This is a genomic window from Flavobacterium sp. LMO6 (genome assembly GCF_009495795.1).
In the GTDB taxonomy this organism is placed as follows: Bacteria; Bacteroidota; Bacteroidia; order Flavobacteriales; family Flavobacteriaceae; genus Flavobacterium.
Genome location: NZ_WIBH01000001.1, coordinates 407,635 through 431,765, shown reverse-complemented (window position 1 = coordinate 431,765; position 24,131 = coordinate 407,635). Strand labels below are relative to the sequence as shown.

Sequence of the window (24,131 nt, the reverse complement as noted above, 5' to 3'; positions counted from 1 at the left end):
GTTTAGAAGTTTAAAAGTTGTGTTAGTTTTAAACCTAAACTATTATCTGTTTTGTTTTTATTGAAATAATGTTTTATCAAAAACCATTGCAATAGCATTTTTTTGACGTTTTTTAGAACGCTCATAACTACCTGCAGCTGGTGCACTATATGCTTTTGGCGATGCCAATCTTAATTTTACTAAATCGAAATTCATTAACATAAAAGAATAAGCTCCCATGTTTTTAGGCTCTTCTTGTGCCCAAACATAATCATCTGCATTTGGATAACTGTCGATAATTGCTTTGATTTGATCAGTTGCAAGTGGGAATAATTGTTCTAAACGAACTACTGCCACATCATTTCTGTTTAATTCTTCTCTTTGTGCAATAATATCATAATATACTTTACCTGTACAGAATACTAACGTTTTAATTGCTTTTTTATCTGACACATTAGGATCGTCTATTATTTCTTGGAAATGTCCAGTAGCTAATTCTTCTTTTGAAGAAACGGCTAATGGATGACGTAATAAACTTTTTGGTGTGAAAACAATTAATGGTTTTCTGAATTTTGTTTTCATTTGTCTTCTTAACAAGTGAAAAAAGTTAGCTGGCGTTGTACAATCTGCAATATACATATTGTGTTTTGCACACATTTGTAAATAACGTTCCATGCGGGCAGATGAATGTTCAGCTCCTTGATTTTCATATCCATGAGGCAATAACATTACCAATCCGTTTTGATTGTTCCATTTGTCTTCACCTGCAGAAATATATTGGTCAATCATAATTTGGGCTCCGTTTGAGAAATCTCCAAATTGTGCTTCCCAAATTGTTAATGTGTTTGGAGATGCTAATGCGTAACCATACTCAAAACCAACAACACCATATTCTGAAAGGTGTGAATTATAGATATAAAAGTTTCCTTTTTTATCGTTTATTTTATCTAAAAGGATAACTTCTTCTTCTGAATCTTCAACTTTAACAACTGCATGTCTGTGAGAAAATGTTCCTCTTTCAACATCTTGACCAGAAATACGAACATTGTATCCTTCTTTTATTAATGAACCATAAGCTAATAATTCACCCATAGCCCAATCTAAATTATTATTCTCGAAATACATATCGTTTCGATCTTTAATAATTTTAGTTATTTTACTAATGAATTTTTTATCAGATGGTAATTCGCAAATTGTTTTTGCAATAGCTGTTAATTGATTTTGATCAAATGTTGTATCGTATTTTTTCAACATTCCTTCATCTGAAACTTGTTCAAAACCAACCCATTCATTTTGCATGAAAGGTGTAATTATAGTTAAATCTTTTTTACGAGATTCTTCTAAATTTTCGTCTAATTTTGCTTTGTATTTTGCTTCTAATTCTTTTACATAATTAGCATCAATAATACCTTCTTGTTTTAATTTCTCTGCATAAATATCTCTTGGATTTTTGTGCTTAGAAATAGCTTTATATAAAATTGGCTGTGTAAATTTAGGCTCATCACCTTCATTATGACCATATTTTCTGTATCCTAATAAATCGATAAATACATCTGTACCAAATTCCATTCTATAATCTAATGCAAACAACATCGCATGTACAACAGCTTCAGCATCATCTGCATTTACGTGTAAAACAGGCGACAACGTAACTTTTGCAATATCCGTACAATAAGTTGATGAACGAGCATCTAAGTAATTAGTAGTAAATCCGACTTGGTTATTAATTACTAAGTGAATAGTTCCACCCGTCTTATAACCGTCTAATTTTGCCATTTGTATAATTTCATACACAATACCTTGACCCGCTACAGCAGCGTCGCCATGAACAGCAATAGGTAAAACTTTAGAAACATCTTCTTTATAGAAAACGTCTTGTTTTGCGCGAGTTATTCCTTCAATTACAGCTCCTACTGTTTCTAAATGAGACGGATTTGGTGCTAAATTTAAATTGATTTTTTTACCTGAATCTGTTAATCTATCAGATGTTAAACCTAAATGGTATTTAACATCACCATCAAAATACATATCATCATCATAATCTTTACCATCAAATTCTGAGAAAATATTTTGAGTGTTTTTACCAAAGATATTGGCCAAAACATTTAAACGGCCTCTATGCGCCATTCCCATTACAAATTGTTCTACTCCTCTATCTGCTGCTGCTTCAATAAGCGCATCTAAAGCAGGAATTGTAGATTCACAACCTTCTAAAGAAAAACGTTTTTGTCCTACATATTTAGCGTGTAAAAATGTTTCAAAAGATACCGCTTCATTTAATTTCTTTAAAATATTTTTCTTTTGATCGGAAGAAAAATTAGGTTGATTATCGTTTACATCTAATCTATTTTTAATCCATTCTTGAATTCTTGGCTCACGAATATACATGAATTCAACACCAATTGACTGACAGTATACATTTTCTAAATGTTTAATAATATCTGCCAAAGTACTTGGTTGCATATTAACCATTCTTGCAGCATCAAAAACAAGAGATAAATCAGCTTGCGATAATCCAAAATTTTCAATTGCTAATGAAGGTCCGTGAACTCTTCTGTCTCTTACTGGATTTGTTTTCGTAAATAAATGACCACGTGTTCTATAGCCTTCAATTAATTTAAGAACATTAAACTCTTTTTGCATTTTTTCAGAACCTTCTCCAGCGTTTGAAGAAGCCGCTCTAACTACTCTATCAGTAAAATCTTCTGAAGTATACCCTTCTTGAGCAAAATCAAATCCTTGAAAAAAACTTCTCCAGCTTGCTTCTACGCTGTCTGGATTTTGTAAATATTGATCATATAAATCTGCAAAAAATGCAGTATGTGCAGCGTTTAAAAAGGAAAACCTATCCATAGTGAGTTGTCTTAAAGACCTATTAATTAAAAATATTACGCAAAAGTAAAACATTTTGCAATAATTTATCAAGGAAATTAATACTTTTATAACATTAATTTTTTTAAAAACGAATTATGAAAAAGAATTTCGTAATAAATTTAACATTGTTGTTAACTATTGTGTTTTTATTTGGATTTAAATCTGAAATTTACGCCCAACAAAACACTGAAATTAAAACAAAAAGTGATTTTTGGAACCATGTACAATTTGGTGGCGGATTAGGACTAGGAATTGGAAATGGATATACCGATATAATGGTGGCTCCAAGTGCTATTTATAATTTTAATTCCTATGTGTCTGCTGGAATTAGCACACAATATAGCTATGTTAAGCAACGTGATTTTTATAGTGCGAATATGTATGGAGGAAGTCTGATTGCTTTATTTAATCCTATTGAGGAATTACAAATTTCAACAGAATTAGAGCAATTAAGAGTCAACCGAACTTTTAACGACACATTTGGAAATAATTCTCAAGATTTTTGGAATACTTCTTTATTTTTAGGAGCTGGATTTAGAAATGAAAATGTGACTTTTGGAGTTAGATATAATGTTTTACATCGTGATAGAGACAATATTTATGCCGAAGCTTTTATGCCATTTGTGAGAATATTTTTTTAATACTCTACAAAAAGAAACTATTATTTGATTTTTACTATACTTTTAAAAAAATATAGTAATTTTATATAAAAAGAGATTCATGCAAAACATCTGCTATAATTTAATAGACACTTTTCCGTTGGCATCTTTTTTTATTGATAACGAATTAAATATTCTTTATGCAAATTCTCTTGGTTTAGAAAAAATTAATATTTCACTTGAAAAAATTAAAACAACCACGGCTATTTCTCATTTTCCAGAAATTAGTTTATGTATTAAGCAAGAAGGGAATAATGTTAGTTCTGAATTTGTTAACATTACAGGGCAAAAAACTAAAGCAACACTAAAATTCGCCTCTTTTGATAAAAAATCTTCTATTGGAATTTTATATATAATTGATGAGCATACTTCAAATCAAAAAACTATTGATGAACAAAAACTTAATGAAATTTTATTAGATAATATTCCAGCTGATATTGCTGTTTTTGACAAAAATTATAATTATTTGTACATCAATCCTAATGGGATTAAAAATGATGAAATCAGAAATTGGCTTATTGGAAAAAATGATTTTGATTACTGTGAACACAAAGGATTAGATAACTCTATTGCCGAAAAGAGATGGGAAATTTTCAACCATGTTTTGCAAACAAAAAAACAGGCTGAATGGATTGATGAATATCATAAAGACGGAAAAGAGATTTATGTAATGCGTAAATTATTTCCTTTATTCATTAATAATGAATTTTATTGCATGATTGGATATGGGATAGATATTTCTGAACTAAAAAGAGTTCAAAATGTTGTAATATCTAATGAAGACAGGAATCAAATGATTCTTAATTCGGCTTTAGATGCCGTAATTATTATTGATACAAATGGAAAAATTACCTTTTGGAATGCACAAGCTGAAAAAATATTTGGATGGAAATCTGAAGAGGTTTTAGGGAAATTATTGTCTGATATAATTGTTCCTGATCGATATAGAAAAATACATACAGAAGGTATAAAAAATCATTTTAACGGTAAAGGAGGAAAAACAATAAATGGAATAATTGAATTTCCTGCTTTAAACAAAAAAGGAGAAGAATTTTCAATTGAATTTTCAATATTACCAATTTATGACAATGGTATAATTGTTAATTATTGTTCTTTTTTAAGAGATATAACAGCTAGAAAAGAAAAAGAAAATCAAGTTGAATTACAAAACAAAACCCTTAGAAACAAGAATTCAGAGTTAGAACAATTTACGTATATAACATCTCATGACCTTCAAGAACCTCTCTTAACTTTAATCAGTTTTAGTGATTTACTTTTAGAAGAATATTCAGAAGTTTTAGATGATGAAGGTAAATTATATATTGAATTTATAAATAAGTCAGCCTACAGAATGAGGGCATTAGTTACGGGTTTAATGGAATATGCCAGAATAGGAAAAAGAGATGATATTAAAGAAATTAATTGTAATGAAGTTGTTAAAGATGTTTTAAAAGATTTATCTGTTAAAATAAACAATACAAAATCAGTTTTTAATGTCAAACATTTACCAATTATTAGAGGTCACGAAACATATATTAGATTATTATTTCAAAATTTAATAAGTAATGCTATTAAATTTAACAAAGAAAATATAGATCCTTTAGTCAAAATTAAATGTTCTGAAAATGAACATGAATGGAAATTTTCTGTAAAAGATAACGGAATTGGGATTGAAAAAGAGAATTTAGATCAAGTTTTTATAATTTTTAAACGATTAAATAAAGATTCGCTTTATCAAGGTTATGGCATTGGATTAGCGCATTGTAAAAAAATTATTGATATTCATAACGGAGAAATTTATGTAAAATCAAAATTGGGAAAAGGAAGCACCTTTTATTTCACAATTTCAAAAAAATTAGAATAATATGAATAAATTATTTAGAATTTTATTAATAGATGATGATTTTTCAACTAATTATTTGCACAAAAAAATTATTTCAAAAATTATTTCAGACACACCAATAGAATCTGTAGATAGTGGAAAAGATGGTCTTGAAAAATTATTAGATTTAAATGAAAAAAATAAAGATAAAAATGTTTCAATATTAATTTTTTTAGATTTAAATATGCCTGTAATGGATGGATGGGGATTTTTAAAAAAATTTGACGAAATACAAAACAAACTTAATTTTACTGTTAATTTATATGTCTTAAGTTCTTCAATTAATCCAGATGACGAAGTAAAAGTAAAAAAACACAAGTTTGTTAATGGTTATTATTCTAAAATTCTTAGTTCAGAAACAATATTAAAAATCAAAGAAACTTATTGTTAAAAAAACTAATACTTATTTCTAAACCACACCTTTTGCCATTCGCGTTTTAAGACCAAAAAAGCAACTTGTTCCGATAATTCTACCAAATCAGAACCATCTAATTTTTTAATTTGTTCTTCCGGAACATCAATAATGTAGAGTAAATTCAAATATTCAGCAAATTTGTACTGAATGAGTTTGTATATTTTTTCTTGAACCAAATTCTTAAATTCAAACGGAAAAATACTTGTTGGAACATCAATAGATTCATTTGCCAAAGCAAAATCTTTGTTTACCTGTTCAATCAATTTGAAGTACAAATGCTCTTCTTCGGCTTGCGAAATTAATGTGTCAACATCTACAGGATTTATAAAATTCATTTTTACAGTATTATTGACACATTGTCGAATTGATAAATTGGCACATTATTAAACGTTTCTTCCCATTAAATTCTCTCCAAAAGCTTTTAATATAGCTTTCTTTTCATTCTCGATATCCATTTTTTCTAAAGTTTCAAATGCTTTAAAAGTGAAATCTTGAATCGCTTTTTTTGTAGCCTCACTTGCTCCTGATGCATTAAAAATTGTCTTTACCGATTCTATTTTATCTTTATTTTCTGAAGGTTGAATCGAAAATAAATGCAACAATTGTTGTTTATCTTCTTCATTAGCAAACTCCATTGCTTTTAAATATAAATAGGTTTTCTTGTTTTCGATAATGTCTCCACCAACTTGTTTTCCAAAGGTTTCCGGATTTCCAAATGCGTCTAAATAATCATCTTGCAATTGAAAGGCAATTCCTAAATTTAATCCAAAATCATAAATTAAATCGGCATTTTCATCAGAAGTTTCAGCAACTATTGCTCCCATTTTCATGGCAGCACCAACCAAAACCGCGGTTTTATATTCAATCATTTTTAGATATTCGGGAATAGTAACATCGTCTCGAGTTTCAAAATCCACATCATATTGTTGTCCTTCACAAACTTCTAAAGCCGTTTTGCTAAATAATTTGGCTAATTTTTGAAAAGTTTTTGGTTCATAATTCTCAAAAAACTGATACGCTAAAATCAGCATCGCATCACCAGATAAAATTCCGGTATTCAAATCCCATTTTTCATGAACCGTTTGATTGCCTCTTCTTAAAGGAGCATCATCCATAATATCATCATGAATTAATGAAAAATTATGAAAAACTTCAATTGCTGTTGCTGCCGGAACTGCTTTTTCACAATCAACATTAAAAACTTCAGATGCCATTAATGTTAACACTGGTCGCATTCTTTTTCCACCAAGAGACAAAATATATTCTATTGGTTCGTATAAGTTTTTTGGCTCTTTATTAGCAACAATCTGAGAAAAATGATTGGCAATTTTGTCTTGATAATAGGAAACTGAATGCATTGTTCTAATTTTTTTGCTAAAATACTCCAAATAATGTCGAATGCCAAAATTAAGCAAATGTTAAATTTTCTTAAAAACTTAGGAAACTATTTTTGTGTTAAAAGTTTCCGTCATACATTTGCATCGAAATTTAAAACAAAAAATGTTTTGAATTTGAAAACAACAATAAAATGAAAGACCAAATTTTAATAAAAGCAACCGACATGTTTTTAACACTTGGATACAAAAGTGTTACTATGGATGATATTGCTGCTGAAATGGGAATTTCTAAAAAAACCATTTATCAACACTTTAGTAATAAAGACGCACTGGTAAAAGAGTCAACCTTGCATTTATTTGAAACAATATCTTGCGGAATTGATGATATTTGCGCCTTAGGCAAAAACCCAATTGAAGAACTATTTGTTATAAAAGAATTTGTAATGAAGAATTTAAAAAACGAAAGTACTTCGCCAATTTATCAGTTACAAAAGTATTACCCTAAAATTCACAAAACTTTAATGATAAGACAATTTGATAAAATGGGAGATTGTGTAATTGTAAATTTAGAAAAAGGAATAGAACAAGGTTTGTTTAGAAAAGAAATTAATTCTCCTTTAATTGCTCGAATTTATTTTGCAGGAATGACAAGTTTAAAAGACACTGAAATTTTTAATCCAGAACAATTTACTTCAAAAGAGGTACAAGTTTGTTATTTAGAATATCATTTAAGAGGAATTTGCACAGAAAAAGGAATACAAAAATTAGAACAACTATTAAAAATTGACCAATAAAATAAATATTTAAACAAATGAAACAAAAATTAACTGTACTCTGCTTAGTTATTGCTTCGGTACTATTTGCTCAAGAAAGCGAAAAAAAATCGTATTCTTTTACATTGCAGCAAGCAATTGAGCATGCTATTCAAAATAACTATTCGGCTATAAATGCTAATAGAGATATTGAAGCTGCTAAACAAAAGAAATGGGAAACAACAGCTTCGGGGCTTCCACAAATCAACAGCAACTTGCAATATTTAAACAATTTAGATTTCCAGGTTCAAGGGGTTTCAGGAAATGCATTTAATCCTGGTGGCGATCCAAATGCCATTTCAACAATTGCTTTTGGAACTAAACATAGTATGAATGCATCTGCAACTTTAAGTCAATTAATTTTTGATGGTTCATATATTGTTGGCTTACAATCGGCTAAAGTATATTTACAAATTTCTCAAAACGCTAAAGAAAAAACAGATTTAGAAGTTAGAGAAATGGTAACCAATGCATATGGAAATGTATTACTTGCAAGAGAAAGTGTTGCCATTTTTGAAAAAAATAAATCTACTTTAGAAAAAACTCTTCACGAAACTAAAGAAACATTTAAAAACGGATTAATTGAAGAAGAAAATGTAGAGCAGCTACAAATTACTCTAACACAATTAAATAGCTCGTTATCTAATGCTAATAAAAGAGCTGAGATTGCTTTAAATCTTTTAAAAATTTCTTTAGGAATTGATATTAATGAAGAAGTTCTTTTAAGCGAAAAACTAGATGATTTAGCAGTTTCAAATGTTGATTTAACTCTTTTTAGTGAAGATTTTGATGTAAATAATTCTACTGATTATAAAATTCAACAAAACAACGAAGAATCTAAAAGATTGCTTTTAAAATTAGAACGTTTTAGAGGATTACCTACAATTGGAGCGCAATTAAATTATGGAGCAAATACATTTTCTAATAATTTTGATTTAATCAGCACAAGTCAAAAATGGTATAATTATTCCAACTTTGGAGTAAACTTAAGCTTACCTATTTTTAGTAGCTTTAGAGATAGAGCAAGAACACAACAAGCAAAAATTGCTTATGAACAAGCAAAAACGCAACTTTCAGAAACAGAACAAAGATTAAAATTACAATACCAACAAGCAAAAAGCGATTACGAATTTAGTATTGAGCAATACAGTGCTGTAAAAAGTAATTTAAATTTAGCTGAACGAATTGAAAAAAAGCAACAAATTAAATTTAAAGAAGGTATTTCTACAAGTTTTGATTATACCGAAGCACAGCGTCAATTATATAGTGCACAACAAAATTATTTACAATCAATGATTGATTTAATTAACAAAAAAGCAACTTTAGACAAACTAACTAATAAAAAATAATTCTACACAAATGAAAAAAATAGTATACATCAGTTTATTAGGCTTAATCATTACTTCTTGTGGTGGTGATGCTAAAACAGCTTCAGTTGACAAAGCAATTGAATCTAAAGATTTATCAAAAATAAAAGCAACAAGAACTGAAATTCAAAAACAATACGATGTTATTGGTGCTGAATTAGCAAAATTAGATCTTGCATTAGCAGAATTAGATACATTAAAGAAAATGGCTTTAGTAACAACTGCTACAGTTAAAGACACAATGTTTACACACTATATAGATATTCAAGGAAATATAGATACAAAACAAAATCTTATTATATATCCAGAGTTTGCTGGAATACTAAATCAAGTATATGTTAAAGCCGGACAAAATGTTACAAAAGGGCAAATATTAGCTCGTATTGACGATGGTGGCTTAAGCAATCAACTGGCTCAAATGGAAACTCAAGCTACTTTGGCTAAAACAACATTTGAAAGACAAAAAAATCTTTGGGATCAAAAAATTGGTTCTGAAATTCAATTTTTACAAGCAAAAACGAACTATGAAGCTCAAATGAAAGCAGTAGCTCAAATGAAAGCTCAAGTGGCAAAAACAACTGTAAAAGCTCCTTTTTCAGGTGTTATAGACGAAGTAATTATAGACAAAGGGCAAGTTGTTGCTCCAGGACAGCCTTTAATGAGAATTGTTAATTTGGCTGATATGTATGTAACTTCTAATATTCCAGAGAGTTTCATTGGAAAAATTAAAGTTGGTGCATTTGTAGATGTGTATGTAAAATCTATTGGAAAAACATACAAAGGAAAAGTAAGACAAGTAGGAAACTACATTAATCCTAATAACAGAAACTTTAGTATAGAAGTAGCCGTTCCTAATACAGACAAATTATTACGTCCTAATCAAGTTGCTGTTTTAAAAATTGAAGATTACAAAAAACCTAATGCTATTTTAGTTCCTGAAAGTATTGTTACAGAAAATGCTGCTGGTGAAAAAATTATTTACACCATTGATTCTTCTTCAAAAGAACCAAAAGCAGTTAAAAAAACCATTCAAGTTGGTTTAATTTCAGGTGCCAATATTGAAGTTAAGTCTGGTTTAAACAAAGGAGAAATTATCATTATTGATGGTGCAAGAAGTGTACAAAATGGTGACATTGTAGAAATCATCAAAAAATAAGAATTAGAAAACTCTAAATACAATAGTATGAGCAATAAAATAACTAAAAGCTTTGGAATCTCTACATGGGCCATCAACAATAAGATGACGGTTTATGTGATTACAGCTATTATTTTACTTGGCGGTTTAATTTCATATTACTCTATGCCTCGTGAAGATTTTCCTGAAATTATTGAAACTAAAATTTATGTTAGTTCTGTAAATCCAGGAAATGCCGCTGAAGATGTTGAAAAACTAATTACTAAACCTTTAGAAGAAGAGTTTAATAATATTTCTGGTGTTACAAAAATTACATCAAACACACTTCAAGATTATTCTATGATATTAATAGAATTTGATGAAGATATTTCGGTTGATGCCGCTAAACAAAAAGTAAAAGACAAAGTAGATTTAGTAAAATCGGAAACCGATTGGCCTACAATGCCTGGAGGAGAAAAAGTAGAACCTAATGTTTTCGACTTAAACATAGCGGAAGAACAACCAATCTTAAACATCAATTTATCTGGAGATTTACCTTTAGATAAATTAAAAGATTACGCTGAATATTTAGAAGATAAAATAGAGAGACTTCCACAAATTAAAGAAGCTGCTATTCGTGGCGCTCAGGAAAAAGAAGTTGAAATTGCAGTTGACATTTATAAAATGACAGCAGCTCAAGTAAGTTTCGACGATATTATTGGAGCTGTTTCTAGAGAAAACACAACCATTTCAGGTGGAAATATTGTTAATAACGGAATTAAGAAAAATATTCGTGTTGTAGGTGAAATTGAAAACCCAGCTGAACTTGAAAATGTAGTCGTTAAAAAACAAGACGGAGTAGTGTATTTAAAAGATATTGCTACTATTAAATTTCAACCTAAAGAAGCTACAACTTTTGCAAGAGAATATGGCAATGCTGTAGTAATGCTTGATGTTAAAAAACGTAGTGGCAAAAACATGATTGAAGCTACTGAAAGCATTAAAAAAATTGTAAAAGAAGCACAAGACAATTATTTTCCATCGAATTTAAAAATTACAATGGCTAATGATCAGTCTTCTAGAACTATAAACCAAGTAGACGATTTAGTAAACAATATCATTTTTGGAGTATTACTTGTTGTAGGTGTTTTGATGTTTTTCTTAGGCTTTAGAAGTGCTTTATTCGTAGGATTTGCCATTCCGCTTTCTATGTTTATGTCCTACATTATTTTGGCTTCATTTGGAGTTACCTTAAATACTATGGTTCTTTTTGCCTTAGTAATGGCACTTGGAATGCTTGTAGATAATGGAATTGTGGTTGTAGAAAACGTACATTCGTTAATGAGCGAAGGGTTAAGCAGAAAACAAGCTGCTATTGAAGGTGTAGGAGAAATTGCATGGCCTATTATTGCCTCTACAGCTACTACTTTAGCTGCCTTTTTCCCATTAGGATTATGGCCTGGAACTATGGGTAAATTCATGATTTATTTCCCAATGACATTATCTGTTGTTTTATTTTCTTCCTTATTTGTTGCTTTAGTTATCAATGCTTTAATTACTGCAGAATTCATGAAATTGGAAGAAGAAGAAATGTCTCAAAAATCGCTAATCAGAATTAGTGGAATATTAGGTGTTTTAGGAATAATTTTAGTCATTTTCGGATTTACTACAAATACTGGTGGCCTAAGAGGTATAGGAAACTTAATGGTTTTCTTTGCAATTATGTTATGGGTTTATAAATATTATTTGTCAAGAGCACAAAAATATTTCATGGAAGTTACATTAGTAAAATTAGAAAACTTCTATAAAAAAGCGTTAACATTTGCTTTAAGCGGAAAAAAACCAATTTTCTTTTTACTAGGAACAATTGGATTGTTATTCTTTTCTTTTGTTTTAGTTGGAATTGCACAACCAAAAGTATTGTTTTTCCCTGAAAATCAGCCAAATCAAATTATGACTTATATCGAATTTCCTGAAGGAACAGACATTGCAAAAACCAATGCCTTTACTAAAGAAATAGAGAAAAAAGTATATGCAGTTGCTAACAAATATACCGATGAAGAGAATTTTAATTTCATGGTAGAATCTGGCGTGGCGCAGGTTGGTGAAGGTGCTGGTAATCCGCAAACAGATGGCGCTTCGCAAAACGAAATGCCACACAGAGGAAAAATTACACTTTCAATGCGTGAATATAAATTTAGAAAAGGAGTTCAAAGTAGCGATTTAATGAATGAAATTCGTGCAGCAGTTAAAGGTTATCCAGGTGTTTCAATTATTGTTGAGAAAGATCAAAATGGTCCGCCTTCAGGATATCCAGTAAATATTGAAATTTCAGGCGAAAACTATAACGACATGTTATTAGAAGCTGAAAATGTAAAAGATTTTATTAACTCTAAAAATATTGCTGGTATTGAAGAGTTAAAATTAGATGTTAATAAATCTAAACCAGGATTAGAGGTTGTTGTAGATAGAAAAGTTGCTGGTCAATTAGGTGTTTCAACAGCACAAGTGGGTCAAACATTAAGACGATCTGTTTATGGAGAAAAAGTTTCTACTTATAAAAACGATAAAGATGATTATGAAATTAATGTTCGTTTTAATGAAGATTTAAAAAATGACAACAGTGCTATTTTTAATCAACCTGTTACGTTTAGAGACCAAGCATCTGGAAGATTACAACAAGTGCCTATTGCAGCATTAATAGACAAAACCAATACCTCTTCATTTAATACTATTAAGAGAAAAAACTTAAAAAGAGTTATTACAATATATTCAAATGTATTAGAAGGTTATAACGCAAATGAAATTGTTACTTCATTGAAAAAAGAAATGACTTCTTATAAAATGCCAAAAGACACCAATTTCGCTTTTACAGGAGAACAAGAAGAACAAGAAAAAAACTCTTCTTTCTTATTGAAAGCCTTATTAATTGCAATGGGAGGAATTGTTTTAGTTATGGTGGCTCAATTTAACTCTATATCAAAACCAGCAATAATTATGTTTACGGTTTTATTAAGTTTTATTGGAGTATTTCTTGGTCTAGTAATTTTTAGAAATGATTTCGTAATTATTATGACTATGATGGGAATTATCTCATTGGCTGGAATTGTAGTTAATAATGGAATTGTACTAATTGATTACACACAACTCTTGTTAGACAGAAAAGCTGCTGAAATAGGATTAGAAAAAGGAGAAATATTAACGAAACAAGATTATTTTGAAGCCATTGTAGAAGGTGGTCGTTCAAGATTGCGTCCGGTTTTATTAACAGCAATCACAACTGTTTTAGGATTAATTCCTTTAGCAATTGGATTAAATATTGACTTCTTTGGATTATTTATTGATTACAACCCAAATATTTATATGGGAGGAGATAACGTTATTTTCTGGGGACCTTTAGCAAAAACTGTAATTTACGGATTAATATTTGCTACGTTCTTAACGTTAATAATTGTTCCTGTAATGTTCTATTTATTAAACAGAATGAAAATTAGATTTAAAAATAGAGGTAAGAATAAAGAAATATTACCTACTGTATAAAACAAAAATGTCCCGATTTTCATCGGGACATTTTTGTTATTGTAAACTAAATTAGTTTTTTACTAAAACATCTTTAGACCATTTTTTTACTTCTGCAATACGACTATCAGAAAAATCTACTTCATTTAAAGATGATTCAGACCAAAAAAACCATTTTCCAGTTTTAACTCCATTGTTGTATTCACCAATAGCTTGTTTAGAACCGTCTTCATTAAATGAAACCCATTTTCCGTTTGGTTTTCCATTTAAGTAGTTACCTTCTTGTTTTATTTGTCCATTATCATAAAAAAAAGTTGCTTTAACTTCTTGTCCTATAATTTCATATTTTGGTTTTACTTCTTGTGCGAATGTTAGACTTGTCACTAACATAATTCCGGCAATCAATACATTTTTCATAGTCTTTTCTTTTAATTGGTTAACATTACTGTAACAAATATAAAAACTTTTTTACAATAAAAAAACTTTTTGGTAACAATTTGGTAACATTGGAAAAAATTTAACATAAAAAAAGCCAATACATAGAGTATTGGCTTACAATTAAGTATGTGTTTTTTATTTCAATAAACTATCTAAAAGCTCAATTAATTGAGATGAAGAAGGTCTTGCAGCATCAGCTTTTACAACCTTACCATCAGGACCTATTAACAAAAATCTAGGAATTGAATTAATTCCAAAAGCTTTAATAAAATCTGAATTCCAATTTTTATCAGCAAATAATTGAATTCCACCTAACTCTTTATCAACAACAAATTTTTGCCATTTTTCATGATCTTTATCGGTATCAACAGAAATACTAACAAATTCAATATTTTTACCATGGTATTTTTCTTCTACCTTTTTTAAATGAGGAATTTCAGCTCTACAAGGGCCGCACCATGTTGCCCAAACATCAATATATACATATTTACCTCTTAAATCTTCTAACTTAGTTTTTCCTCCTTTATGATTTTCATAATCAAAACTTGCAGAAAGTGTTCCTTCAATTTTTTTAGCAGCTGCTTTTTGATTGTAATACTGAGTAAGCATCATACCTTCTTGAGCAATTCTAGGCTTAATTTGTGCAACTAATCTTTCATCTAAGTTTGAACTTTCTAGTTTAGCTAAATCTTCTTTTTGTTTTTTATCTAAAGCTGCTTTAAAAACATCACCTTCTTGTTCAAACAAACCCTCTAACTCCATTTCAAATTTTTCGTCAGTAAGTGCTTTTTGTGCTAAATAATTACATTCCTTTGATCCTTTTCCGGTATATAAAATAGTTTCATCAAACTCTTTTGTATCTAAAGTTAAATATAAATCATCTCCAGCTTTTAAATACATCATAGACGATTCTGCGCCATCAGTAAATTGGTGTAAACCGTCAGTAACTTCAAAAGTTGTTTCAAAAACTCCTTTTTTATTAACTGGAATTTCTTGTTTAAATTTATTGGGACCATAAATGGTTAAAGTGTCGCTGTTTCTGTTTTCAATTTTAGCCGAAAACTTAACTTTTCCTTTCACATCAGTCTGTGCAAAAGAAAAACTAACCGACAATACTAATAAGTAAACTAGTTTTTTCATAAAAATAAGTAAATAAGGTTTGTGTAAAATTATACTATTATTTTATAAAACGATAAAAACGAATTAAAATTCTATTATAATTAACAATTGAAACTAAAAATTTTCTTTTTTGTTCTTACTTTTGCATAAAATTTTTTAAAATGTACAGAAGTCATAATTGCGGCGAACTTAACGCTTTGCATATTAATACAGAAGTTACCCTAGCTGGTTGGGTTCAAAAATCGAGAGACAAAGGTTTTATGATTTGGGTTGATTTACGTGATAGATACGGAATTACTCAATTAATTTTTGATGAACAAAGAACAGATAAAGCTGTTTTTGAACGTGCTAAATCATTAGGTAGAGAATTTGTAATACAAATAAAAGGAACTGTTATTGAGCGTGAATCTAAAAACGCAAATATGGCAACTGGTGATATTGAAATTTTAGTTACCGAATTAACCGTTTTAAATGAAGCACAATTGCCTCCATTTACAATAGAAGATGAAACTGATGGTGGTGAAGATATTCGTATGAAATACCGTTATTTAGACATCAGAAGAAATCCGGTTAAAAACAACTTATTATTCCGTCACAAAGTATCAATGGAAGTAAGAAAATATCTTTCTGACCAAGGTTTTTGTGATGTGGAAACACCTTATTTAATTAAATCTACCCCAGAAGGTGCACGTGATTTCGTAGTACCAAGTAGAATGAATGAAGGCCAATTTTACGCTTTACCACAATCGCCTCAAACTTTTAAACAGTTATTGATGGTAGGCGGAATGGATAAATATTTCCAAATTGTAAAATGTTTCCGTGATGAAGATTTACGTGCAGACCGTCAGCCAGAATTTACACAAATAGACTGCGAAATGGCATTTGTTGAGCAAGAAGACATTTTAAATATGTTTGAAGGGTTAACACGTCATTTACTAAAAGAAATTAAAGGTGTTGAAGTAGAGAAATTTCCAAGAATAACATACGATTACGCTATGAAAACCTACGGGAACGACAAACCAGACATTCGTTTTGAAATGAAATTTGGTGAGTTAAATGCTGTAGCCCAACATAAAGATTTTCCAGTATTTAATTCAGCTGAATTAGTAGTAGGAATTGCTGCTCCAGGCTGTGCTTCATACACAAGAAAAGAAATTGATGCTTTAATTGATTGGGTAAAACGCCCACAAGTTGGAGCTTCAGGAATGGTATATGTAAAATGCGAAGAAGATGGAACTTTCAAATCATCAGTAGATAAATTCTACGATCAAGAAGATTTGAAACAATGGGCCGAAATTACCAATGCAAAACCTGGTGATTTGATCTTAATTTTATCAGGAAACGCAAATAAAGTAAGAACTCAATTATCGGCACTTCGTATGGAAGTTGCTACAAGATTAGGATTACGTAAATCAGACGAATTTGCGCCATTATGGGTAGTTGATTTCCCATTATTAGAATGGGACGAAGAAAGCGGAAGATACCATGCAATGCACCATCCATTTACTTCACCAAAACCAGAAGATATGGCATTAATTGAAACTGAACCTGGAAAAGTTCGTGCAAATGCATATGATATGGTTTTAAACGGAAACGAAATTGGCGGAGGTTCTATTCGTATTCATGATAGAGATTTACAATCTAGAATGTTTGATTTATTAGGATTCAGCAAAGAAGAAGCACAAGCACAATTTGGATTTTTAATGAGTGCATTTGAATTTGGAGCGCCACCTCATGGAGGTTTGGCTTTTGGATTAGACCGTTTGGTTTCAATTTTAGGCGGACAAGAAACGATTCGCGATTTTATTGCTTTCCCTAAAAATAATTCAGGAAGAGATGTAATGATTGATGCTCCTTCAAAAATTGATGAAACTCAATTACAAGAATTACATATTAAATTAAGATAATAACAAAAGGTTCTTCAATAGAAGGACCTTTAATTTTTTTACCAAATGAAATGGATTATTAGAATTTTACTTATAGTAGTAATTAGTCTTGTAGGATATGGTTATTCTATAAAAAGCTACGAAAGCCCAGAAGGTGATAAATGGATTGGCGTAGGAATTTTAATTTTAGCCTTAGTCTTAATGCCTCTTTTTATTTATCATAGATATAAGAATAAAAACATTAATGATTATGTGTTTGATTTGAACAAATTTAAAAACAAAGACACTGATAATCAATAATTTTCAAATATTTACAACTTTTTCTTTTTTGTTTCGTAAATAAGTATATCTTTGACTATTATTAATTTTTTTATATTACACAAATGCGCACAGGCAAAGTTAAATTCTTCAATGAATCAAAAGGTTACGGTTTTATCACAGATGATGAAACAGGAAAAGACATTTTCGTACACGCAAGCGGAATGAGAGTTGAATCTCTTAATGAAGGTGATGCAGTTAGCTACGAAGAAGAAGAAGGAAGAAAAGGTAAAGTAGCTGCTCAAGTAGTAGTTATCGAAGACTAATATATATTATTTTTTGATTACCTAGAAAGAACAAAGTCCCGATTAAATCGGGACTTTTTTTTTGTTTATAACCATTTCTTTTCGTTTTCTGTAGCATCTAAAACATCTATATTAAGCGCTAACTTGAAATGATTAGCTACTTCAAAAGCATCTTCTTTGTTTACTGTTTTATAAAACGTTATGTGCTTATTACGATTGTAAAACAAGTTTACATGTATAATTTCATATTTTTGAGTAGTCTCCGCAGTAATAACTCTAACCGTTTGACTTTCATTGGTCTTAAAAACTGATACATATTCAAAATTTGGTATTGGCAACCACTTTCCAACTTTAATACCAAATAACGTATGAAAGGTTCTAAACTGTTTAGAAAACAAATTGATTTCGGAACCTTCTGCAGTATTTAATCCCAAACCTATAGCAATAAAAATAAGCGTCATTAAACTACCAGTTAAAAGAAGCATTAAAACACCTAAAATTGTAAATGCAATTCCAAAAAAACGCTTAACAAAAGAAATTTCTTTTTGATAACTTATAATATTATTCATAAAAATGTATAAAAAAGTCTGTATTAATACAGACTTTCAAAATTGTTTATTTACTTATTTTTTTGAAGCCGATGCTTCAATATTTCTTTCAATCTTATGCTCTGGTCTTGTCCATTTTGGTTTTTCACCTAATGCTTGGTAAGCAGAATCTTCCGCTTCAACCGTTTCAGGTTGCATTTTCTTAATGAATGGTTTTTGAGGATTCAATCCTAATAAGTCGAACATTTTCATATCTTCATTTACATCTGGATTTGGAGTCGTTAATAATTTATCTCCTGCAAAAATAGAATTAGCTCCTGCAAAGAAACACATTGCTTGTCCTTCTCTTGTCATTTGTGTTCTACCTGCCGATAAACGAACTTGTGTGTCTGGCATAACGATACGTGTAGTAGCAACCATACGAATCATATCCCAAATTTCAACTGGTTTTTCATCTTCTAAAGGCGTGCCTTCTACAGCAACTAAAGCATTAATTGGCACTGATTCTGGTTGTGGATTCAACGAAGCTAAAGCAACTAACATTCCTGCTCTATCTTCTACTGATTCTCCCATTCCAATAATTCCACCACTACAAACGGTTACATTTGTTTTTCTAACATTTGCAATCGTTTCCAAACGGTCTTCGTAACCTCTTGTAGAAATTACTTCTTTATAGTATTCTTCTGACGAATCTAAATTGTGATTGTAAGCATACAAACCAGCTTCAGCTAAACGTTTTGCTTGATTTTCAGTAATCATACCTAAAGTACAACATACTTCCATATCTAATTTGTTGATGGTTCTTACCATTTCCAAAACTTGTTCAAACTCTGGTCCGTCTTTAACATTACGCCAAGCCGCACCCATACAAACTCTTGAAGAACCTGATGATTTAGCGCGTAAAGCTTGAGCTTTTACTTGTTGTACCGACATTAAATCGTTTGTTTCAATATCGGTGTGGTATCTTGCTGCTTGTGGACAATAGCCACAATCTTCTGGACATCCTCCTGTTTTAATAGATAATAAGGTAGAAACTTGTACCACATTAGGATCGTGGTTTATTCTGTGAATTGTTGCTGCTTCGTACAATAAATCCATCATCGGTTTGTTGTATAAAGCAATAATTTCTTCTTTGGTCCAGTTATGTCTAGTCGTATTCATCATGTTCAAATTATTTTTCAAATGTAAGGATTTTGGATAAAATTAACACCATTAAATGTTTATTTAGCATTCTTTTGAAAGCAAAACACTCACAGCATTTCCTCCAAATCCAACAGCATTTATCAATACTTTTTTAATTTCTTTTTTTACATTTTGTTTTTCAGCAAACGGCACTTGAATAAAATGATTGTGTTGCATCATTAAAATAGCCATTTCAAAATTCAACATGCCCGAAGCTCCAAATGTGTGCCCAACTTGCCATTTGTTTGTCGTAAGCATTGGTAATTCATTTCCAAATAGCTTCTGAATGGCTTTGTATTCTGAAGTATCTCCTTTTAATGTTCCTGGCATGTGCATAACAATAGCATCTACTGCTTCTAGATTGGTGTTTTTCAATGCCATTTTCATCGACTTTTGAAAACAATTCGCTTCATCCGAAATCGAAATATTATGTTCAATATCATCTGTAGCATAACCGATGCCTTCAATATATGCCAATGCCTTTTCTTGTGTTCCAATTTCCAAACATGCAACAGCAGCTCCTTCCCCTAAAACCATCGAATTCTTAGTTTTAGAAAAATCAAAAGCTCTACAAGGAAACTCATTATTTTCGATGGTGTTTTGTTTTGAATAAATTTTTAAAGCATGCATTTGAGCAATAGTAAAAGCGGTTAACGGCGCTTCACTTCCACCTACCAAAAACTTATTTGCCATACCTGATTGCAACCAAGCTACCGCATTTAAAACTGCATGTAAAGCGGTGGAACAAGTAATAGAATGCGAAATTTCGGGACCATTATTTTTTAAATCATGGGCTAACCAAGACGAAATATTTCCTAATGTAGTAGTTGGAGAAGCTAATGTTCCTGCTTTACCCGTTTCAATAAATTCTTTGTGATGTTTTTCAAATAATTGCGTAGCGCCACGAGACGAACCTACATTAATTCCGAAATCGTCACCTGCTTTCCACCCTGCGTTTTTAATAGCCTGTCGCGAGACCAAAATAGCCATTAAAACCGTTTCGTCTAATGCTTTATATTTAATGTCTGATTTTCTTAATTCTTCAATATCAGCTTTAAACTCACTTGGAATTTGTGCTACAAATTGGGGTTCGTCGTAAAAATCTTTAATTCCAATCAATGACTTTCCAGAAAGATAATTTTGCCAAATGACTTTGGGAGTATTTCCTAATGGTGAAAGTGAGGCTAAAGATGTTATTGCGATTTTGATTTGCATGATTTTTGGGCTTGAATAAACGAATTACCAACAATTATTTTGCTGATAATCTATTAAAACAATAGTGCAAAACTAAACTATTTCTAAAGCTTTTTCTATTGTTTGATATACTTTTTTCAATTCCTTTTGTGAAATAACATATGGTGGCAAGATGTAAACTATATTTCCTACTGGTCGCAAAATAATTCCATTTTCGATGAAAAAATCATATAACTTATTTCGAAGTGTACCGTAGTAACTTTCCCGATTTTCAGTTACAACTTCCAATGCAAAAATGACCCCTAAAACTCGAGTGGTTTTTACTTTTGGATGATTTTTGATGGTGTTTTCAAATTTTAAATGACTTTGATGAATTCGTTCAATATTTAACTGCATTTTTTCTGTTTGCAACAATTGAATACTTGCTAAAGCCGCAGCACAACCCGTAGGATTTGCAGTAAATGTATGTCCGTGAAACAATGCTTTATTTGTATCATCATCATAAAAACCATCAAAAATTTCTTGCGTAAATGTCGTAATCGCCATCGGAATTGTTCCGCCAGTAAGCGCTTTTGACAAACACATCATATCGGGTTTTTCAATCAAATAATCTGAAGCAAATGTTTTTCCTGTTTTTCCAAAACCTGTCATTACTTCATCGGCAATGGTAAAAACATTATTTTGTTTACAAATTGCAATTAATTTATCTAAAACTTCATATGAATACATTACCATTCCAGCCGCACCTTGCACTAAAGGTTCAAAAATAAAAGCGGCAAATTCATTCGTTTTAACTAATTCTTCAAGTATTTGAATCGATTTCTCTTCGTTACCAACTGTTGGAACTGGAATTCGAACCACTTCTAAAAGCGAACCTTGAAATGCTTCGGTGAAAATTGAAATTCCACTCGCCGCCATTGCAGCAAAAGTATCGCCGTGAAAAGCATCTTCAAAAGCAATGATTTTGGTTTTCTTTATATTTTGATTGTAGCAATACTGCATCGCAACTTTAATAGCGACTTCAACCGCGGTTGAACCATTATCAGAATAGAAGAGTTTCTTTTGATTAGAAGGTAAAATTTCCATCAGTTTTTCAGCAAGAAGTACCGCAGATTCATGTGTAAAACCTCCAAACAAAACATGTTCTAATGTCGTTAATTGCTTGTAAATAGCATCAGCAATTATTTTATTTGAATGTCCAAATGGATTCACCCACCAAGAAGCAATGGCATCAATATATTCTTTATTATTTTCATCCCACAACAACGCCCCTTCGCCTTTTACAATAGCAGGAAAATGCTTTGCCGTTTTGTGTTGGGTGTATGGATGCCAATTGTATAATTTATCTCTTTCGGAAAGATTCATTTTTTAGAAAATAGAAGAAAGAGCAAAGAGAAAAGACTCAAGCTATTTCTATAATTAGTTTGCAAATATAATCAATCAAAATTTTTATCTTCGTTACATCTGTCTATAAACTTAAAAGATTTCCTCGAAACTTATCCGCGTAATATTGAATAACATTTTGATCGAAATAGGGTTCGTTATCAATTCGACCTATGACTTTGGCTGTTGTTTTTGATAAAATAATTTCTTCGGTAGCTTTATTTTCATCTCCTGAGAAAATGATTCCTGCCACTGAAATATTTCGATTATTTAAAGCTTGAATCGTTAACAAAGTATGATTAATACTTCCTAAATAATGACGCGACACTAAAATTACCTTATAATCTTTCTGAATTAAATCGATAATAGAATCCGTATTATTTAATGGAACCAAAACACCTCCCGCGCCTTCAATTACTAGGTTATTTTTTGTTTTTGGTTCTTTGATTTGTTTTAAATCTATGATAACTCCATCTATTTCTGCTGCAAAATGTGGACTTGCTGGTGTATTTAGTTTATAACTATTCTCGTGGATTTTAGTTGTAGAATTAGCAATATAGCGTTGGATTTTATGGCTATCGGAATTATCTAAATCACCCGCTTGAACAGGTTTCCAATAATCTGCTTCTAACGCTTCTACTACTATTGATGAAGCAATTGTTTTTCCAACATCTGTTCCGATTCCTGTAATGAATATTTTCATGTTTATTGTGTTTTAAAAACCGAAGTAGCCAATTCTTGCATGACTTCATTAATTTCTTTTTCCGAATTATAACTATGCAAACAAAATCGCAATCTTTCTTGACCTTCCGGAACGGTTGGCGACAAGATTGCTTTTACATCAAACCCTTTTTCTTGCAATTGAGAAGCTATGTTTTTTACTTTTTCATTTCCTGGAATAACCGCACATTGAATTGCCGATTTACTATAAACAAATAAAGGTTTTAGACCAAAATGGACTTTTTGTTGGTTAAAATATTGAATATTTTCTTTTAAATTAACCAGAGCATTTTTCTCTATTTTTAAATGATAATAAGCAGTTAAAATGGTTGCAACATTATGAGGAGAAAGCCCGGTGGTATAGATAAAACTTCTAGAAAAATTAACCAAAAAACTTTTTAATTCTTGACTCCCTAAAATGGCTGCTCCATGACAACCTAATCCTTTTCCAAAGGTCATAATTCGGGCAAAAACAGCATTATGAAACCCTAAAGACTGGCAAATCCCTTCACCATTTTCGCCAAAAACACCCAAGGCGTGAGCCTCATCTACCACCAGATATACTTTATATTTTTCACAAAGTAAAACGAGTTGTTCTATATTTGGAGTATCACCATCCATTGAAAAAACGGATTCAGTAACAATATAAATCTCGTTTGTTTCCGATTGAAATTTCAAAAGTAAGCTTTCTAGATCTTCAGTGTCATTGTGTTGAAATTTATAGGCTTTTGCATGACTCATTTGAATACCATCACGAATGGAAGCATGGCATAATTCATCATACAGAATAATATCATTACGTTGTGGAACGGCACTAAAAAACCCAACATTCGCATCATAACCTGAATTAAAAATTAAAGCGGATTCCGATTGATGAAAATTGGCTATAAAGTCTTCTGTGGTTTGATATACATCATGATTTCCCGAAATTAACCGAGAACCTGTTGCTCCATTGATTTTAAAATTATTATCTAAAAGATACTGATGTGCTTGATTGAAAATAATTTCGTTTCTAGCAAATCCAAGATAATCATTAGAAGAAAAATCTATTCTATTTTTAGAAGGAATAGTTAATTGACGTAAAGCATTATCGGCTATACGTTTGTTTAATTTTTCTTGTAATGATTTAGGAAACTTCAT

Annotated in this window: 21 protein-coding genes; 10 read left to right on the top strand and 11 right to left on the bottom strand. The window is 30.5% G+C overall.

Translation table 11 applies throughout. The annotated features are described in order from the left end of the window. Window positions 1–57: 57 nt before the first annotated feature. Window positions 58–2,832, bottom strand: coding sequence for a 2-oxoglutarate dehydrogenase E1 component (locus GFJ99_RS01925; RefSeq protein WP_153207307.1), 2,775 nt, complete (start codon window positions 2,830–2,832; stop codon window positions 58–60). 116 nt (window positions 2,833–2,948) lie between these two features. Between GFJ99_RS01925 and GFJ99_RS01920 the strand changes: the two genes are divergently transcribed. From GFJ99_RS01920 to GFJ99_RS01910, 3 genes are all read left to right on the top strand, one after another. Beyond that, complete coding sequence (locus GFJ99_RS01920; RefSeq protein ID WP_153207306.1) at window positions 2,949–3,494, top strand: hypothetical protein; 546 nt, start codon at window positions 2,949–2,951, stop codon at window positions 3,492–3,494. A gap of 79 nt (window positions 3,495–3,573) precedes the next feature. Further along, window positions 3,574–5,376, top strand: a complete 1,803-nt coding sequence (locus GFJ99_RS01915) for a PAS domain-containing sensor histidine kinase (protein WP_153207305.1) — start codon at window positions 3,574–3,576, stop codon at window positions 5,374–5,376. Window position 5,377: 1 nt separating this feature from the next. Then, window positions 5,378–5,785 carry a response regulator gene (locus GFJ99_RS01910; protein ID WP_153207304.1) on the top strand — a complete coding sequence of 136 codons (408 nt, stop codon included), beginning with the start codon at window positions 5,378–5,380 and terminating at the stop codon, window positions 5,783–5,785. A 5-nt stretch (window positions 5,786–5,790) separates the two neighbouring features. Here the strand turns inward: GFJ99_RS01910 and GFJ99_RS01905 are convergent, their stop codons facing one another. Further along, a complete protein-coding gene (locus GFJ99_RS01905) occupies window positions 5,791–6,144 on the bottom strand; it encodes a hypothetical protein (RefSeq protein ID WP_153207303.1) in 354 nt (117 codons plus the stop codon). Window positions 6,145–6,192: 48 nt separating this feature from the next. Continuing rightward, the gene (locus GFJ99_RS01900; RefSeq protein WP_153207302.1) at window positions 6,193–7,167 is read right to left on the bottom strand and encodes a polyprenyl synthetase family protein; all 975 of its coding nucleotides are present in this window, start codon (window positions 7,165–7,167) and stop codon (window positions 6,193–6,195) included. Window positions 7,168–7,337: 170 nt separating this feature from the next. On the opposite strand from GFJ99_RS01900, the gene GFJ99_RS01895 reads away from it, so the two are divergent. From GFJ99_RS01895 to GFJ99_RS01880, 4 genes are read left to right on the top strand one after another with little or no spacing between them, the layout of a single operon-like run. Continuing rightward, window positions 7,338–7,940 (top strand): TetR/AcrR family transcriptional regulator, encoded by a 603-nt coding sequence (locus GFJ99_RS01895; RefSeq protein ID WP_153207301.1) that lies wholly within the window; start codon window positions 7,338–7,340, stop codon window positions 7,938–7,940. A gap of 17 nt (window positions 7,941–7,957) precedes the next feature. Continuing rightward, window positions 7,958–9,307 (top strand): TolC family protein, encoded by a 1,350-nt coding sequence (locus GFJ99_RS01890; protein WP_153207300.1) that lies wholly within the window; start codon window positions 7,958–7,960, stop codon window positions 9,305–9,307. A 10-nt stretch (window positions 9,308–9,317) separates the two neighbouring features. Next, on the top strand, window positions 9,318–10,481 hold the full coding sequence (locus GFJ99_RS01885) for an efflux RND transporter periplasmic adaptor subunit (RefSeq protein WP_153207299.1): 1,164 nt from the start codon (window positions 9,318–9,320) through the stop codon (window positions 10,479–10,481). Window positions 10,482–10,508: 27 nt separating this feature from the next. Beyond that, entirely contained in the window at window positions 10,509–13,979 is a 3,471-nt protein-coding gene (locus GFJ99_RS01880) for an efflux RND transporter permease subunit (protein ID WP_153207298.1), read from the top strand. Between the two features lie 51 nt (window positions 13,980–14,030). Here the strand turns inward: GFJ99_RS01880 and GFJ99_RS01875 are convergent, their stop codons facing one another. Together GFJ99_RS01875 and GFJ99_RS01870 are read right to left on the bottom strand one after the other, a co-directional pair. After that, a complete protein-coding gene (locus GFJ99_RS01875) occupies window positions 14,031–14,375 on the bottom strand; it encodes a toxin-antitoxin system YwqK family antitoxin (RefSeq protein ID WP_153207297.1) in 345 nt (114 codons plus the stop codon). Window positions 14,376–14,531: 156 nt separating this feature from the next. Then, window positions 14,532–15,536 carry a TlpA disulfide reductase family protein gene (locus GFJ99_RS01870; RefSeq protein WP_153207296.1) on the bottom strand — a complete coding sequence of 335 codons (1,005 nt, stop codon included), beginning with the start codon at window positions 15,534–15,536 and terminating at the stop codon, window positions 14,532–14,534. Between the two features lie 140 nt (window positions 15,537–15,676). On the opposite strand from GFJ99_RS01870, the gene aspS reads away from it, so the two are divergent. The 3 genes from aspS (at window position 15,677) to GFJ99_RS01855 (ending at window position 17,985) form a co-directional block, all read left to right on the top strand. Next, on the top strand, window positions 15,677–17,422 hold the full coding sequence (gene aspS, locus GFJ99_RS01865; protein ID WP_153207295.1) for an aspartate--tRNA ligase: 1,746 nt from the start codon (window positions 15,677–15,679) through the stop codon (window positions 17,420–17,422). 45 nt (window positions 17,423–17,467) lie between these two features. Then, complete coding sequence (locus tag GFJ99_RS01860) at window positions 17,468–17,701, top strand: hypothetical protein (RefSeq protein ID WP_008255796.1); 234 nt, start codon at window positions 17,468–17,470, stop codon at window positions 17,699–17,701. 83 nt (window positions 17,702–17,784) lie between these two features. Next, window positions 17,785–17,985, top strand: coding sequence for a cold-shock protein (locus tag GFJ99_RS01855; RefSeq protein ID WP_008255794.1), 201 nt, complete (start codon window positions 17,785–17,787; stop codon window positions 17,983–17,985). A gap of 65 nt (window positions 17,986–18,050) precedes the next feature. Here the strand turns inward: GFJ99_RS01855 and GFJ99_RS01850 are convergent, their stop codons facing one another. The 6 genes from GFJ99_RS01850 to GFJ99_RS01825 form a co-directional block, all read right to left on the bottom strand. Next, window positions 18,051–18,533 (bottom strand): hypothetical protein, encoded by a 483-nt coding sequence (locus tag GFJ99_RS01850; RefSeq protein WP_153207294.1) that lies wholly within the window; start codon window positions 18,531–18,533, stop codon window positions 18,051–18,053. A 54-nt stretch (window positions 18,534–18,587) separates the two neighbouring features. After that, complete coding sequence (gene bioB, locus GFJ99_RS01845) at window positions 18,588–19,673, bottom strand: biotin synthase BioB (protein ID WP_153207293.1); 1,086 nt, start codon at window positions 19,671–19,673, stop codon at window positions 18,588–18,590. Window positions 19,674–19,736: 63 nt separating this feature from the next. After that, the gene (locus tag GFJ99_RS01840; RefSeq protein WP_153207292.1) at window positions 19,737–20,909 is read right to left on the bottom strand and encodes a beta-ketoacyl synthase N-terminal-like domain-containing protein; all 1,173 of its coding nucleotides are present in this window, start codon (window positions 20,907–20,909) and stop codon (window positions 19,737–19,739) included. A 72-nt stretch (window positions 20,910–20,981) separates the two neighbouring features. Beyond that, window positions 20,982–22,253, bottom strand: coding sequence for an adenosylmethionine--8-amino-7-oxononanoate transaminase (gene bioA / locus GFJ99_RS01835; protein ID WP_153207291.1), 1,272 nt, complete (start codon window positions 22,251–22,253; stop codon window positions 20,982–20,984). Window positions 22,254–22,356: 103 nt separating this feature from the next. Further along, on the bottom strand, window positions 22,357–22,974 hold the full coding sequence (bioD, locus tag GFJ99_RS01830; RefSeq protein WP_153207290.1) for a dethiobiotin synthase: 618 nt from the start codon (window positions 22,972–22,974) through the stop codon (window positions 22,357–22,359). Between the two features lie 2 nt (window positions 22,975–22,976). Continuing rightward, window positions 22,977–24,131 carry a pyridoxal phosphate-dependent aminotransferase family protein gene (locus tag GFJ99_RS01825; RefSeq protein ID WP_153207289.1) on the bottom strand — a complete coding sequence of 385 codons (1,155 nt, stop codon included), beginning with the start codon at window positions 24,129–24,131 and terminating at the stop codon, window positions 22,977–22,979.

What these genes read in the sequence shown, in the direction of transcription:
- GFJ99_RS01920 (WP_153207306.1), top strand. Translation starts at nt 2,949, where the DNA reads ATGAAAAAGAATTTCGTAATAAATTTAACATTGTTGTTAACTATTGTG.
- GFJ99_RS01840 (WP_153207292.1), bottom strand. Translation starts at nt 20,909, where the DNA reads ATGCAAATCAAAATCGCAATAACATCTTTAGCCTCACTTTCACCATTA.
- GFJ99_RS01870 (WP_153207296.1), bottom strand. Translation starts at nt 15,536, where the DNA reads ATGAAAAAACTAGTTTACTTATTAGTATTGTCGGTTAGTTTTTCTTTT.
- bioD (WP_153207290.1), bottom strand. Translation starts at nt 22,974, where the DNA reads ATGAAAATATTCATTACAGGAATCGGAACAGATGTTGGAAAAACAATT.
- bioB (WP_153207293.1), bottom strand. Translation starts at nt 19,673, where the DNA reads ATGAATACGACTAGACATAACTGGACCAAAGAAGAAATTATTGCTTTA.
- GFJ99_RS01910 (WP_153207304.1), top strand. Translation starts at nt 5,378, where the DNA reads ATGAATAAATTATTTAGAATTTTATTAATAGATGATGATTTTTCAACT.
- GFJ99_RS01925 (WP_153207307.1), bottom strand. Translation starts at nt 2,832, where the DNA reads ATGGATAGGTTTTCCTTTTTAAACGCTGCACATACTGCATTTTTTGCA.
- GFJ99_RS01825 (WP_153207289.1), bottom strand. Translation starts at nt 24,131, where the DNA reads ATGAAGTTTCCTAAATCATTACAAGAAAAATTAAACAAACGTATAGCC.
- GFJ99_RS01880 (WP_153207298.1), top strand. Translation starts at nt 10,509, where the DNA reads ATGAGCAATAAAATAACTAAAAGCTTTGGAATCTCTACATGGGCCATC.
- GFJ99_RS01855 (WP_008255794.1), top strand. Translation starts at nt 17,785, where the DNA reads ATGCGCACAGGCAAAGTTAAATTCTTCAATGAATCAAAAGGTTACGGT.
- GFJ99_RS01860 (WP_008255796.1), top strand. Translation starts at nt 17,468, where the DNA reads ATGAAATGGATTATTAGAATTTTACTTATAGTAGTAATTAGTCTTGTA.
- GFJ99_RS01890 (WP_153207300.1), top strand. Translation starts at nt 7,958, where the DNA reads ATGAAACAAAAATTAACTGTACTCTGCTTAGTTATTGCTTCGGTACTA.
- aspS (WP_153207295.1), top strand. Translation starts at nt 15,677, where the DNA reads ATGTACAGAAGTCATAATTGCGGCGAACTTAACGCTTTGCATATTAAT.
- GFJ99_RS01850 (WP_153207294.1), bottom strand. Translation starts at nt 18,533, where the DNA reads ATGAATAATATTATAAGTTATCAAAAAGAAATTTCTTTTGTTAAGCGT.
- GFJ99_RS01875 (WP_153207297.1), bottom strand. Translation starts at nt 14,375, where the DNA reads ATGAAAAATGTATTGATTGCCGGAATTATGTTAGTGACAAGTCTAACA.
- bioA (WP_153207291.1), bottom strand. Translation starts at nt 22,253, where the DNA reads ATGAATCTTTCCGAAAGAGATAAATTATACAATTGGCATCCATACACC.
- GFJ99_RS01915 (WP_153207305.1), top strand. Translation starts at nt 3,574, where the DNA reads ATGCAAAACATCTGCTATAATTTAATAGACACTTTTCCGTTGGCATCT.
- GFJ99_RS01885 (WP_153207299.1), top strand. Translation starts at nt 9,318, where the DNA reads ATGAAAAAAATAGTATACATCAGTTTATTAGGCTTAATCATTACTTCT.
- GFJ99_RS01900 (WP_153207302.1), bottom strand. Translation starts at nt 7,167, where the DNA reads ATGCATTCAGTTTCCTATTATCAAGACAAAATTGCCAATCATTTTTCT.
- GFJ99_RS01905 (WP_153207303.1), bottom strand. Translation starts at nt 6,144, where the DNA reads ATGAATTTTATAAATCCTGTAGATGTTGACACATTAATTTCGCAAGCC.
- GFJ99_RS01895 (WP_153207301.1), top strand. Translation starts at nt 7,338, where the DNA reads ATGAAAGACCAAATTTTAATAAAAGCAACCGACATGTTTTTAACACTT.